8 protein-coding genes are annotated in these 14,553 nt (G+C 47.1%); 4 read left to right on the forward strand and 4 right to left on the reverse strand.

Annotation, left to right across the window (positions count from 1 at the left end):
* Nucleotides 1-204 precede the first annotated feature (204 nt).
* Both G3569_RS01905 and G3569_RS01910 read right to left on the reverse strand, forming a co-directional pair.
* Nucleotides 205-1,743, reverse strand: a complete 1,539-nt coding sequence (locus tag G3569_RS01905; RefSeq protein WP_165265539.1) for a SulP family inorganic anion transporter — start codon at nt 1,741-1,743, stop codon at nt 205-207.
* A 507-nt stretch (nt 1,744-2,250) separates the two neighbouring features.
* Nucleotides 2,251-3,147, reverse strand: a complete 897-nt coding sequence (locus G3569_RS01910; protein WP_165265541.1) for a DUF72 domain-containing protein — start codon at nt 3,145-3,147, stop codon at nt 2,251-2,253.
* A gap of 539 nt (nt 3,148-3,686) precedes the next feature.
* On the opposite strand from G3569_RS01910, the gene G3569_RS01915 reads away from it, so the two are divergent.
* From G3569_RS01915 to G3569_RS01930, 4 genes are all read left to right on the forward strand, one after another.
* Nucleotides 3,687-3,926, forward strand: a complete 240-nt coding sequence (locus tag G3569_RS01915) for a heavy-metal-associated domain-containing protein (RefSeq protein WP_165265543.1) — start codon at nt 3,687-3,689, stop codon at nt 3,924-3,926.
* 150 nt (nt 3,927-4,076) lie between these two features.
* Complete coding sequence (locus tag G3569_RS01920; protein WP_165265545.1) at nt 4,077-4,889, forward strand: AraC family transcriptional regulator; 813 nt, start codon at nt 4,077-4,079, stop codon at nt 4,887-4,889.
* 195 nt (nt 4,890-5,084) lie between these two features.
* A complete protein-coding gene (locus G3569_RS01925) occupies nt 5,085-5,987 on the forward strand; it encodes an NAD-dependent epimerase/dehydratase family protein (protein ID WP_165265547.1) in 903 nt (300 codons plus the stop codon).
* 62 nt (nt 5,988-6,049) lie between these two features.
* Nucleotides 6,050-6,367, forward strand: coding sequence for a hypothetical protein (locus G3569_RS01930; RefSeq protein ID WP_165265549.1), 318 nt, complete (start codon nt 6,050-6,052; stop codon nt 6,365-6,367).
* A gap of 21 nt (nt 6,368-6,388) precedes the next feature.
* Here G3569_RS01930 and pbpC read toward each other — a convergent pair whose 3' ends face one another.
* Both pbpC and G3569_RS01940 read right to left on the reverse strand, forming a co-directional pair.
* Nucleotides 6,389-8,773: a penicillin-binding protein 1C gene (gene pbpC, locus G3569_RS01935; protein ID WP_165265551.1), complete on the reverse strand. Its 2,385-nt coding sequence runs from the start codon at nt 8,771-8,773 to the stop codon at nt 6,389-6,391.
* Nucleotides 8,773-14,331, reverse strand: a complete 5,559-nt coding sequence (locus G3569_RS01940; protein ID WP_205719987.1) for an alpha-2-macroglobulin family protein — start codon at nt 14,329-14,331, stop codon at nt 8,773-8,775. The genes pbpC and G3569_RS01940 overlap by 1 nt, the downstream gene beginning before the upstream one ends.
* Nucleotides 14,332-14,553 lie beyond the last annotated feature (222 nt).

The raw sequence follows: 14,553 nt of genomic DNA on the forward strand, positions 1-14,553 counted from the left end.
AACTTTCTCACAAATAGCGCGAGCGTCTGGCTCGTGCTATTTGACCACCCTTAACCCGAGACTGTCCAGAAAGCCTCAGAGACTCCTTGTTTTAATATTATCTTGTACCAAGATAAGTGTGCGCACAATATCTAAAGCAAATAAAAACAGGGACACGGTAAGCCATGTCCCTGCTGTTATATTCACAAAATCTCTATACCGATATTACGCCAGCTCGTCGGATACCAGCTTGTATTTGGGATCCTCCCAATAGTTGACATCAATAATGGCAGAAGCGTTATCGAGCATATCCCGACAGTCGGAACTGAGATGCTTCAAATGAACTTTCTTGCCTACCTTGGCATAACGTTCAGTAACCTTATTCAATGCCTCAATAGCAGAATGATCTACCACGCGCGACTCTTCAAAATCGATAATCACCTCATCGGGATCTTCCTCTATTTTAAATTTCTCCTGGAACAGTCCTACTGATCCGAAGAAAAGCGGTCCATAAATCTCGTAGTGCTTAACGCCGTCTTCATCTATTCGCTTTCGGGCTCGAATACGCAGTGCATTTTCCCAAGCAAACTTCAAAGCCGAAATAACGACTCCAATCAACACAGCTACAGCAAGATTATGAAAGATAATGGTAACTAATGCCACAGTAATCATCACAATAAAATCAGTATGAGGCACATTTTTAAACATCCGCAAGCTGGCCCATTCAAAGGTGCCTATCGCCACCATAAACATCAGCCCCACCAGCGCTGCCATCGGTACCTGCTCAATCAGCGAGGCGCCCACCAGTACAAACAATAGCAGGGCGACGGCGGCCACGATGCCCGATATTCGGTTCCTTCCACCTGAACTTACATTAATAATACTTTGGCCGATCATAGCACAGCCGCCCATCCCGCCAAAGAAACCACATACAGTATTGGCGATGCCTTGGGCAACACTCTCTTTGTTACCACGACCACGGGTTTCGGTCATCTCATCGACAACAGTCAGGGTTAGCAAGCTCTCAATAAGCCCAACCAGTGCCATAATCAGGGAGTAGGGAAAGACGATCATCAGGGTCTCCAGATTAAAAGGAATATCGGGGATATGGAAAGAGGGAAGTCCACCTGAAATAGAAGCAATATCGCCCACCGTTTTAGTGGGGATACCCAAAGAAATAATAATTCCGGAGACAACCAGGATCGCCGCCAAAGATGCCGGAATGGCTTTGGTGAGCTTGGGAAGAAAGTGAATAATTGCCATGGTGAGCAGTACAAAGCCCAACATAATCAACAAGGGCGTGCCGGTAAGCCAGTGCATAGCTCCATCGGCGGCTTCGTATTGGAACTGTTTGAACTGTGACATAAAGATGACCGCTGCCAGACCATTGACAAACCCATACATTACAGCCTGGGGAACCAGACGAATAAATTTACCCAACCGTAATACGCCAATGAGTATTTGAATGGCCCCCATGAGCACAACTGCTGCAAACAGGTATTCGATACCATGCTGAACCACCAGGCTGACAATCACAACTGCAATTGCTCCGGTAGCTCCTGATATCATACCGGGCCGCCCACCTAAAACGGCAGTAATCAATCCAATTATAAATGCGGAGTACAAACCTACCAGGGGACTGACCTCGGCCATCAACGAAAAGGCTACCGCTTCGGGAACCAACGCCAGGGAAACGGTCAATCCGGAAAGTACTTCATTCTTGAGGTTAAATTCTTTGTTTTTAAGTTGATCAATAAATACCATTTGCTGTGCTAAAAGAAATAAAAATTGAAATTACCTATTCTGATGTAAACCCTCCTGATCTTATAGAAAGGACACAGTTTTAACGAACTTTTTTATCGCTAAGAAGTCTTAATAGGAGGTGGGCTAAGAAGCGAGCAAAGATACGGATTCTTCTAAGCAATAACTACTTAGAATTACACAAAATTTGGGGATGGGAATAGGTATAAAAATATTTCCATTAATATATGAGCCATCTTGCAAAGACTTTCATGAAAGATGGAAGCAATAACAGGAGTGTATTATTTACTTAGGGCTTTCAAGCACTATTGTCGCGACCTCTCCAAAATGAAACTCTATCACACCAATCATATTGTTACTTGCAGGTTCTGACTGGAATGTTGGAGCTAAATTACATTCTAATGAAAAATATTGTAGGCCTTATTATCCACAAAAAATGAACTAAGAACTCAAAACCTACTCGTCAGAAGCAGGGACACAATGCATAGTGTCCCTGCTAATACTTACCAACTAAAACAGATCTGCCTGACCACCGCTCCCATCAACATTAGGTACAAATAATTCGGTATCAAAAACCTTGTTCATTTCGTTAATAAAATGTGCAGCCAGTTGCGGTGATTTCTTCTCTTTATTTTGGTGGACAAAGAAGTGAATATTTTCCAGTCCCTGCTCATGCCATATTTGCAAGCGTTGTGTCCATTCATCCAGTCGCGATACATCGGTCGGGTGGTTAGCACCCACATACCGGATAAAGGCTTCGTTGTTCGTCAGACGCATATGTAGCAGATCGCGACGCCCGGCGGTATCGGTAATAATATTAGCTACATCATTTTCCTCAAATAAAGCATACAGCTCATCCGCCACGCTTTCCTCATCAAACCAGTCGGGATGACGAAATTCAACGGCCAGCGGAATGCCTTCGGGCCAGTATTCCACAAAGTTTTGTACGCGGTCAAAGAACTTCGGCTTAAAATTGCCACGCAGCTGCAGAAAAACGGTTCCCAGCTTCTCTTTGAAATGCACAATGCTGTCGATAAAATCATCGGTACGCTCTTCAATGCCATTCAACCACTTAAGGTGACTAATATAGCGGTTTACCTTAGGAAAGAATTTGAAGTCGGCCGGGACCTTATCGTGCCATTTTTTAACCTGATCCTCATCAAAGATGTTATAAAAAGTGGCGTTAAGCTCCACACAGTTGAACTGCCTGCTATAATAGGTCAGTTCATCACCGGTTCCTTTGGGATAGAAACCCTTTAAATCATTCCGATTCCACTTCGCACATCCCACAAAGAGATTGGGTTTTCCGGGATCCCCATTCTGCCCTAACATGGATTGGGTGCCGGGATGATCTTCCGGAAGGGCATATTCAACTTTTTCAGGATTATCGACGCTACCAAATTTCATAATGCTATTCGTTCTTTAAATTTTTCTGACTCTAACGCTTCAAAAAGACTGGCTAATTATTTTATTGGACTAGGCACTGGAAATTACTGTTCTTATCCGCCATATTCATTATAAAAACAATCGTTTAATCCATGGCCAGTTGCACCTACATACCGCAGGGAAAGTTATCCCTATATGTAAAGAAGTTTTACTATGTGGATGGCCATAGCCTACCGTCAATCCATAATTTTTAGCAACTTTATTTTGCAACATCTATTCTGATATTTTGTTGCATATCCGCAGGACGGCAAAACCAGCCGCCCGACGAAACTGTCACTACCTACAAAAAATACACAGGAAGCCCTAGAACTTGAGATTGTCATTAAAAGTTTCAGCATTTCTCCTAATGTCGCTCGTCCTGTGGGGTAGATACTGCCTCGCCACAAAATTATTATTTCCCCTTTGACATAACGTTGTCAGTAGTTCCTATTAACTTATTACAAAGTAAATAAGACTATATTAATTCTGTAGGCTAAAAAATTTAGAACTGTTTTATCAAAATGAATAATATTATTTCACCAAAGCTGAAGATACTTGTCTTCCGATCAAATATTGATACTTCCGAAAAAGTGATGCAAGTGAGAAATGAGCTGACAAGACTGGATCATATCTACCGGGTTGACGTTGATCTGAATAATTCAGAAAACGTTCTGCGCCTGGAATGTCATCCCAGCTTTTCATCTGAGCAACTTGAACAACAAGTGGATAAAATGGGCTTCCACTGCTCTAAACTCAAATGAGGACAGATCGCAATTTAAATAAACATTAATAAGACCCCCGGCATTTTTAAAATGCGGGGGATTTACTTCACGGCTATATTTTTTTGCTTATCTAAACTGATAAGCTATCTTCGTTTATCCCGTTAGGCTAAGCGATTAACAATACCTATTATGAAATACCGAGAGTTTGCCCCACCTGCCGACTTGCAGCACATCGTTCACTTTTATTGGACTCTGTCCACGGATAACACCGCCCCGGCTTTTTCTCCCTTTCAAACGATTGCCAATGGTTGTACGGGACTCATCTATCATCATACAAATAACAAGCTGGCTTTTGCTGAAGACGGTACTAACAAGCTTCCCCGCCTATTTTTGTATGGGCAATTTACCAGTCATGGAGCGCTTTATATGTCTCCCGGCGCCCAGATCATAGGCATCACCTTTCATCCCCATATTCTTAAAATGCTTTTCGGATTGGATGCAAATGAGGTCACCGACCAAGCCATTGACGCAGATCTTATCACTCCGGGCTTAGTCAATAAACTACAACAAGCGGAAACCGCTGAACAATGCTTTCAGCTTTTTTCAACCTTTCTCCGACAGCACATCCGGCAGAAAGAAAGCAGTAATTTTGCCATTGCCCACAGCATCGACCGGATCATTCAGTCCGGGGGCAATATCCCAACTCACAAATTGTATAAGTCCCTTAATATTTCAGAGCGTCAGTTTGAACGTCGCTTTAAACAGAATGTTGGGCTCACACCTAAGTTTTTCTCCCGGGTTATTCGTTTTAAATACGCCCTGAACCAGGTTCGTAACAACAACTACCAGCTGCTTTCCGATATCGCCTTTGATAATGGCTACGCCGATCAATCTCATTTTACAAGAGAATTCAAAGAGTTTGCCGGGTTGAAGCCCAGTGGATACCGCTCCAGAGAAGCCACCTTCCTCTGCCAAAAGCTAGAGCAAGCAGTTGCCGTATAGAGGACTCCATCCATAATACATTAACCTAACTACCCAGAGAGACACCTCTAAAAAGAGATGTCGGTTTTATTCTATTGAGCCGATTGTCCATTCCCTATCCTACTCTCACAAGAAAAACAGGCAACACTTCGGCGACAAAGTGTATTGCTGATAACAGAGAACATTTCCAAAGAGTAACCTAACCAGATATTAATTATGGATGTATTTATCACCGGGGCAACCGGATATATAGGCTTTAATATAGCTACAACTTTTCGACGAGCCGGCTATCGTGTGTATGGCCTCACCCGAAGCGAACAAAAAGCACAATGGCTGCAACAACAAGAAATCATTCCTGTAATAGGAGATATGAAAGATCCTGACAGCTATCGGGAGATAGCATCACAGTCCGCCGTCATCATTCATGCCGGTATTGATTACGGAGACGATACCATTGCTATCGATCAAACCACTGTTGATACACTAACCCAAATTTGTAAAGAGGAGGAATCTCCCCAAACCTTTATTTATACCAGTGGCTGCTGGATGCACGGAAATACGGGCTGTGAGCCGGCCGATGAATCGACACCGATCAATCCTATTGATATCGTTCAATGGCGCCCGGAAATAGAACAACAAGTACTGCAGGGAACAAATGTAAACTCCCTCGTACTGCGACCGGGCTGCGTATACGGTAAACGTGGGGGAATGACCGGCCAATGGTTCGAAGGGGCTGTCAACGGGACCATCAACGTTGTAGGCGATGGCACCAACTTCTGGACGATGGTCCACGCCGAAGACCTGGCGGACGCCTACCTGCTTGCCGCAGAAAGTGGTCGTGACGGTGAAGTTTTCGATATCAGTGATCGATCACGATATACCGTACGACAGATGGCAGAAGCTGTGGCTCAGTGTGTGGAAGGGGATCCTGAAATTAATTATATCCCTACCGAAGAAGCCGCCAAGAATATAGGCGTGACGGCCGAGGCAATGGCTATCGATCAGCATATTGTCTCCACGAAAACTGAACGTCAGCTGGGATGGAAGCCTAACCACCGCGGCTTCATCAATGATGTACAGATCTATTTTGATGCGTGGAAAGCTCATCAAAAGGATTAGCCCTTATCTTTGATAGTAACAGCCCCCCTGTTACGAGTTCTAAACTTACGGCAAGAGGCAAAATGGAATCAACATCGAAAAAATCATCTAACGATAAAACCCCCGGCATTTTAGAAATGCCGGGGGTTTATAAATTTGCTTTATTTATTTTAACCAATAGCGCGAGCGTCCCGCTCGTGCTGAAGAAGGCAGCCCATATTATTGCACAAGCGAGACGCTTCCGCGATGAGTGTATTGCAGTGACACAATGCATTGTGTCACTGCTTTATACTTATGCCATATTGTTTTTATACCTAGTGAAAACCGGGTTCTGGCCCCCCTGCTTACTGGTGCTATCTTCTTATAATGCTGGTCCAAGTTACAAACTTGAACCAGCTTAATTTGTCAATACCTATGTTGTGCTACCGACTCAATATCTCAAAATTGTGCCGTAGGGTAACGCCATCTTCATCAACCAGCGTAAGGCGATGCTGACCCGGTTCCGGCGACAGAGCCATCTGGTGCGGGGCCTCCGTTTTTCCGAGATATTGCTCATCCAAGTGCCAGTATATTGTTGACCGGCTGCCCCGATGTGCCACTTCGAAAACCGTTTTCCCTTTCGAGCCATCCATCTCTTTGGGCACATAGATCTGCGAGGCATCATGTGGGTAAATAAGCTCCATCGTTACCGTAGCATCAACATCCTGCTCACACTGCTCCAGCAAGGGAGGGAGCATGGCGTAGGAGGGATTGTTCCTCCTGTAATACCACTCTTGCACAGGGGGAAGCACAAACCACTCTTTCGATTTCATTTTTGATACCGGCATACAGCGGCTATGCACCCGATACTCTTGAGAGGTATCAAGGTGTACCTTGCGATGGTAGGGGCAAACCTCTGTTTTTAATCCGGTAGTGGGTACGGCAACCGTATCCACCGGTGTACAATAGGGACCGGCCCGGTGTCCGCTCTTTCGACATACTGGTACCTCCTTCATAGCATACAGCGGCTCGTGGAACCAACTCGTCTCATCCAGCATATCAAAAAGATCAAAGAGAATAGGACCCGCCGTTTTGTTACCAATAAGCCCGGGACGTCCCTCGCCATCGGCATTGCCCACCCACACGCCAATGACATACTCCGGGGTCACCCCAACGGCCCAACCATCGCGAAAACCGTAGCTAGTGCCCGTTTTCCAGGCTACTTTCCGTGACGACAGATATTGCCGCCAGTTGATCTCATCATCAGGTCGATAGACTTCAAGCATTGCCTCAAAAGTGGACCACACCGCTCCCGCATTTAAGGAAAATGAATCATTCGAAGGCGTTGGCTCTTTGCCTTCGATATAATGAAGCGGACGACTTTTAAACTGTTTTGTCTGGGGATCCCTAACATCATAACGATTCATAAATCGGGCAGTAGATGCATACATGCCGGTGATATCCCACAGCGTACCCTCGGCCCCACCCAAGATTAACGACAGTCCATAATGTTCGGGGGGATAGTAGAGCGTTTGCATGCCCATCTGCTGTAGGTAATGATGCAGGCGGGGCACACCGTAATCCTGGAGCAAGCGTACCGCCGGCACATTCAGTGACCGCGAAAGTGCTTCCGAAGCCGGTACTGCACCGGCATACGTTTTGCTAAAGTTCTTAGGGGTATAGTTCGATATTTGAGTAGGCACATCGGCAACCAGCATATCGGGCAGCAGCATTCCCTCATCCTGCATTAGCATATATAAAAACGGTTTTAAGATACTGCCCGTACTTCGGGGAGCCGTAACCACATCAACCTTATTTTGGTGATGATTCGCAGGATTTTTGGTATTTCCGATATAGGCTTTCACCGCGCCGGTCCGTACATCGGCAATCACAGCTGCCGCATTATGTATCTCGTTTTGACGCAACAGCTTATGATGGCGCTGCACTATCTTTTCTGTCTGCTTTTGCAGAGAAATATCTACCGTTGATCGGATACGCTCCCCCCGATGACCGCCCGAATATAACCTACTCAAAAGATGAGGAGCCCGTTGAGGCAAATCCAACGGTTTGCCCGGCAGCGGTTCTGCTTTAGCCAAGCGAAAGGTTAACGAATCGAGAGTCCCTTTTTGCATCAGCCGTTTTAGCAGTCGGTTGCGCTTAACCTCCAGGTGCTCACGATTTCTTCCGGGATGAATCAGGGCGGGACTATTGGGCATTACGGCCAAGGTCGCCGATTCTGCCCATGAAAGTTGTGAGGGCGGGCGACCGAAATAGCGCCATGAAGCAGCTTCCAAGCCTACTACATTTCCGCCGAAAGGAGCGTGGGCGGCATAAAGAGCCAAGATCTCTTCCTTGGAATACGAAAGCTCCAGCCGTAGCGCCAGAATCATTTCTTTAATCTTCTCCCAATAGGTACGAGGCTGGTTTTTGCGAGATAGCCGAATAACCTGCATCGTAATCGTGCTCGCCCCGCTGACCACCTTCCCGGCTTCAATATTTTGAATCATGGCCCGGCCGATCGCCGCCGGATTGACGCCCGGATGATAATAAAAAGCATCATCTTCGAACTCCAACAGGGCCTGCTCAAACTTTTGCGGCACCTCATCTTTTATCGGGAATCGCCATTGCCCATCTTCGGCAATTTTAGCTCCCAGCAACTGCCCGTTCCGGGCCTCAAGGACCGTGGCATAGGGCACCTCAAACAGGGGCTGGGGCAGACAGTTCCAAAAAAGCAGCAGTGCCAGAACCATCCCCATACCCAGTGCCAAACGGCCGGGATGGTCTTTGCTCCAATTAAGGATATTATTATATAAGCCTTTATCACGCATTACTTTGGCAATACCACCTCAACCCATTGACCGGCCGTACGCGCATTGACAGCTTCATCATACATCGCACTCGTTGAAATCGTAGGTAAGTAAAAGGTGCCGGTATAACTGACATTCAGAACCGTGCGGAAGGTTTTACTCTTACGCGGACCAAGGTCGAAATAGGTATAAACCCGATCATCCCGGATATCCTGGTACTCCGGCACGGCTGTCGGTTCTTTAAATTTGATATCATCCATGCGGACATTGCGGATCTCCCATCCGGAGGGGAAAATTTGGGTAAGTGCCAGCTCGCTATATCTCTTATGCGAAGTGGGATTGCTCACCGTTACCTCTGCTACGATATCTGTTCCTTGCGGCAGCTGCGTGGGATCAACTTTGTCGCCGTCCAGGGTACGGTAACGCACTTTTTGAACCAGGTTGTTCGATGTTGAGGTTGTATCACCGACCAAGGGAGTACCTTCTTGTATGAGGCGAGCAAATACTACGCCCTTACTGTTATTTTTCACCGTTACCTGCTGTTGCTGCTGCCCATCAATAGTAAAGGGGACTTGTGATATTGGGGCGGTGGATGTTACTGCCCCCTTGCCCGCCCCGGTGATATTATACTGCAGATCAATCTCTTTGGCCGTATCAGAAACATTCAAAAAGCGGGCGATGGCAATGAGACTATAGGCCGTCGTTTGCGTGCTCATCCACCGTTTCCGGTTTAACTCCTTGGCAATATCCCGCATGATGGGTGCTGCTTTTTCCCGCTCCTCCATGATGCTCAGCGTTTCCAGGATCATCGCCTTATCGCGTGTTGCCGAACCATAGGTACGACTCATCTCTCGATACTTTGAGATCTCAGTACTCACTCCGTTGACCAACTCATCCGCCGCTTCGGCCTGTCCCGCCAACTCGTAGGCTGCCGCAAGACGCCAGGCCACTTTCGGAGACAGGTCGTATTGCTCCCGCAACCTGTTCATTGCCCCAAGGTCTGGGGTGTTAGCCAAAGCCAAGGTATAGAGGCGATAAGCCTGCGTCAGTCCTTTATTATGGCCTCCTTTTTTCTTGAGCTGCCAGCCTGAACTTTTTCTCCGTTGAAAACTATTAATGTTGCTTAACAGCTCAGATGGTACATAGTATCCACGACTTTGCGCTTCCAATAAAAAGTGATAAGCGTAGTTTGTCCCCCACTCATTGGCATGATTGTGGCCCGGCCAGTATCCGAGTCCACCGGAAGAGGTTTGAAACGACTTTAATCGCTCAATAGCCGCATCTACATGCTTCTGGATTTTCTGTTTGCGCCCCTCACTGATATCCATAATTATCGGCAAATATAGCTGTGGGAATACGGACGAAGTGACCTGCTCAATACATCCATGGGGATATTGAATGAGATACTTCAGGCGTCGCCCGAGGTCAATAGGAGGGATTGTTGAAACCTCAAAAACTCCTGTATTCGTCCCGGCCAAGCCTACGGGCGTATAGTCAAAAGACCACTCTTCACCGGCCTCCAGCACTTTGTTATACAGATCCGTAACCGGCGGGTTGGGATTGCGCACCTTAATATCAATATCATGATGTGCCGTTTCACTTCCACTGAGGGCATCGATCTGTACCTTTCCGGCTCCAATACTAGACTTCACCTTCAGCTTAAACCGAATGGTTTTCTCCCCCGGTTCTTCAAAAGAGACCGTATGTGCAGAAACATCCTCGATATCAAAAAGCTCGTTTGCCTCTACCTGTACCTCCACCTGCTCAATATCATCATTCATTGCAAATACGCTCACCGGAAGCGTTACCTTTTCGCCCGGTCCAAGGACCCTGGGAAGCGTTCCCTGCACCATTACAGGCTTACGGACAGGCGTATCTTTTTCAGCATGACCATACGCGCCATCCTGACCGGCCACTACCATCGTTCGCACCGATCCCACATAGTTGGGTACATCAATGGAATGCCGGTTTGTGGTGCCCTCTTTAAGCTCGAAGGGGCCAACAAAACGAACCATCGGCTCAAAACGGTTAACTTCGGTGCTTTCTTGTCCCCCTTCTGCATCTTGATCACCCCCGATAGAGAGTATTCTATTCATACTTCCGGCATAGGCACTGGCCACATGATCAAACAGATCCCATGTTTTAACGCCCAATGCCTCGCGGGCATAAAAGCTGTTATGAGGAGCAGGCGTACTAAAGTTCGTGAGATCGAGCAATCCTTCATCCACCATAGCCACTGTATAGGTCATCGCCCGCCCGTTCTCTTCACTTACTTCTATATCAACCGTTGACTCCGGGCGAAGCTCGGAGGGCAGCTCCACGGTGGGATTAAGTTGGGTAGCCGGATTTTCAACCGAAATAGGGATGACCCCATACATTCGAATCGGCCGATCGTTTTGCTTCTGCCCGTGCGGCTGCATCATCAGCACATGGGCATAGATATTGGGCGCCATATCTTTAGACGCCAAAAAGCTGGCCTTGGTTTGTTCTTTCTGCGTATCTACCCAAAACTTCTGCAGAACTTTCGATCCGGATTCCAGGCTCACCAGGGCCTTGCCGTCCGCACTGCTGGGGATAGTGAGCGTTACTTCTTCTCCGACCTCATATTTTTCCTTATCCGATTCAAAACTCAACCGCGAAGGATTACCCACTTGGTTATTTCTGAAATAACTCCAGCCCAGATAAAAGGTTTCACCGGTACTGCTACCCGAGACCACATCCGTAACCCGAACCATAAATCGCCCCCACCGATACTCATCAATATTAAAATCTACCTGGGTCTTACCATCGCCATCGGTTCGGGTTTCGGTTGAAAAGACTGATTCCACATCGCGCCGGCCGAAGTACTGACTCAGGTTTTCATTCGACTTCTCCCACCACCAACGCCAGTCAATTTTAAAGATCTCCACCTTCACTTTTTGGCGAGGTGCAGGCTCCCCGTCAATATCTAAAGAGACCAGATCCAGGGTATGGGTTTTATCCCGGTCGAGCATATTTCGGTTACTCTTCGTCTCCGGCATACGCAGCCCCACCATCGTCTCGTAGGGATAATAGGGAATAGAAGAACGATTCACACTGAAGTTGCCAGACTCCTCATACACGCGCGTCAACAGGCTGAGACGCAATGCGCCGGGCACCTTATCCATCTTATTAAGCGTGTAGGAAAAATCCGTTTGACCGCTTTCATCCAGTTCACCGGTGAAGATCTCTTCCGTCGCAGCCGACAGCGAGCGGGAGGGATCATCAAAAATATAATCCTCATAGCCCTCAAAACTTTTACTTGCCTCCAGCAACGTCATGGACATATCCGTTTTAAGATTACGTGCCGTTGCTCCATGTAACCATTGGGCAGAAATTTGCCCGTCAAGTGTCCGGTCCGAGGCCGTCAGGCGTTCATTATTAAAGCCCAAGTTAACCTTCAGGCGATTGGGCTTAACGGTCTCGATCTTCAACGTCTTTGAAAAGGTATTGCCCCCCAATTGGGCACTCAGTCTCCAGTTCCCGGTGGGATCATCTTTGCCGGTTCGGTGCTGATAACTGTAAAACCCATTTACCGGGTTATTGATGGTCTGCTGATCTCTTAGCTGCCCTGACGGATCACGGAGCTCAAACGTCACTGGGTGATTAGCTGGCAATACATCCTGCTTATCCTCGACCATAAGCGTTACAAACAGGGAATCGCCCGGACGCCACACCCCGCGTTCGCCGTACAAAAATCCTTTAACGCCTTCTTTTACTCTGGCACCGGATACATCAAATTCACTGAGTGAAAGTGCACTGCCATCTTTCATACGCAGATATCCACGCTGGGGGCCATCTTTTGCCACAACCAAAAATGGTTTGCGATCAAACGTTGCCTTGGCCATGCCCTGCCCATTGGATGTTAGGCTAGCCAGCTTCTGCTGCTGATAATCATATACCGCCAGGTTAACGCCGGACTTGGGCTGGGCCGTCTTAAGATCAGTAACCACAAATTGGGTAGTGCCCAGTTTCCCTTGCTTTGCAATAAGCCCTAAGTCTGATGCCAGCACATTACGCTTCCCAAACCTGCTCCTTCTATAGTAAGAAACATCGCATGGGTTTTTACGCTCCCGCCAGTTATAGCCGTCGGGGTAATATGAATCCTGAAAAGACTCCCAATACTCGTTCTCCTCTTCTGTACTTAATGTCCATTTGCGATCTTCAATATCAGCAAGGGCCCCATCCCCACAGGGATACACCGCTTGGTGCTTGCGAAAGCCAATTACGACCTGGTAAATGGCTCCGGGCTCCGGCTCTATAAGATCTGATAAATCCAAGGCGTAGCCATTCCAGCTGCTAACATCTGCATTACCCAATGCCGAAAGCGGAATAACCTTCTGTACTATGGGTCGGCCAACTTCTTTTAAGTTTCGACGTCCCCCAAGGCTATTAAACTGCAAAAACTGGGAAACGTTATTTTCAAATATACGGGTTACTTGTACATCTACAGCCCCCAGGCTCACCGCCTCAAAGGGAACGAGCAGCTCCTCTGAACTGGGAATAATTTCTCCCTTGCCCACAAAACGAACCTGTGGTTTAGGTTGATGCAGCCGTATGGTACGCGACACCTTTTTGCCAAGTCGCTTACCGTGACGACTACGTATACCCGGGGACAAATGCAGCGTACGCTTCCCTTTAATTTTTTTTCTGGGATACAATTCCACACGATTCTGCTGGACTATAATATCCAGATCATCATACGAGTCGATGCGAATAAGACCCTGCAGATCCTGCTCGGTATCTAGTTCGTCGGAAAAGGCCACTTCTACATGCGGGTTCACATCGCGGACGACCTCTGCTCGTACCAGCTCAAATGCATCCAGCGGTGGTATTTCGATGTTTCGCTGTCCCCGTACCGTTGCCCCTATAGGCGAGCCATCCCAGGATAAATATACTGATTCCGGGCTGTTGGTCCGTTCAATATCCTTAACAATAAAGTGGTGTGCTTTCTCGTCCGACTCCTGCTGCCATTCAACAGGCAGTTCCCGGCTACCTTGCTCGGCCTCAAGCACTTTTTTCACCGCTTTAAGCTCTGCCACATCCGCGGTATAAACCGTCCCTTCCAGCTGTTGCCGGGAGCGATCCCCGGTGGCTGCAGCCGTAGCATCACCAACACTCACTTCCAGATTCTGCTGCAGTATTTCAAAATCGAATTGAAAGGTTTGCAGGTTTTCAGACACATCAAACAGACTGCCCGTCCGGAAGCTGGCTATATAGCGCGTACCATTTTTGAAGCCTTCATCCGGGCGAAAAGCTACTGTTCGCCCATCCAGCCAGACTTGCTCACCCTCAACGGATGGTTTAAATTGGAATAAATTGCTCTGGGGTCGACTACTTTCTTCAAATTCTGATGACAGCCGCACTACTACCTCTCCGCGCGAACTTATCACATTGGAGGTATATCCGGTTATATAACTGGCAAAGGCCTTATCCTGCTCGATAACCTGGCGCTTATTTTCACCACATCCCGAAATTATTAAGAGCAGTAAAAGTCCAATACTGAAGAATAAAGAATTGCGCATCAAAAAGTGTCGTTGGCGAGATAATATTGTTCCCATCGTTACTCTCTGTAAGTTGAATTATTGTACTAGCTATGACGCAGACAAGTAAATAGCCGTCCGGAAGGGAAGAAGCATCATGTACCGTAAAAAGCTACTGCTTGTTTACTTTTGAAAGGATACGAATTTTTAAATGCTTTCGATAGCTATTTACAAATTAATAATGTAACGATGGCAGAATCATGAATTTCAGTCCCTGGCGAATAAACAGGAGAATAGTCG

This window comes from Fodinibius halophilus (genome assembly GCF_011059105.1).
Classification (GTDB): Bacteria; Bacteroidota; Rhodothermia; order Balneolales; family Balneolaceae; genus Fodinibius; species Fodinibius halophilus.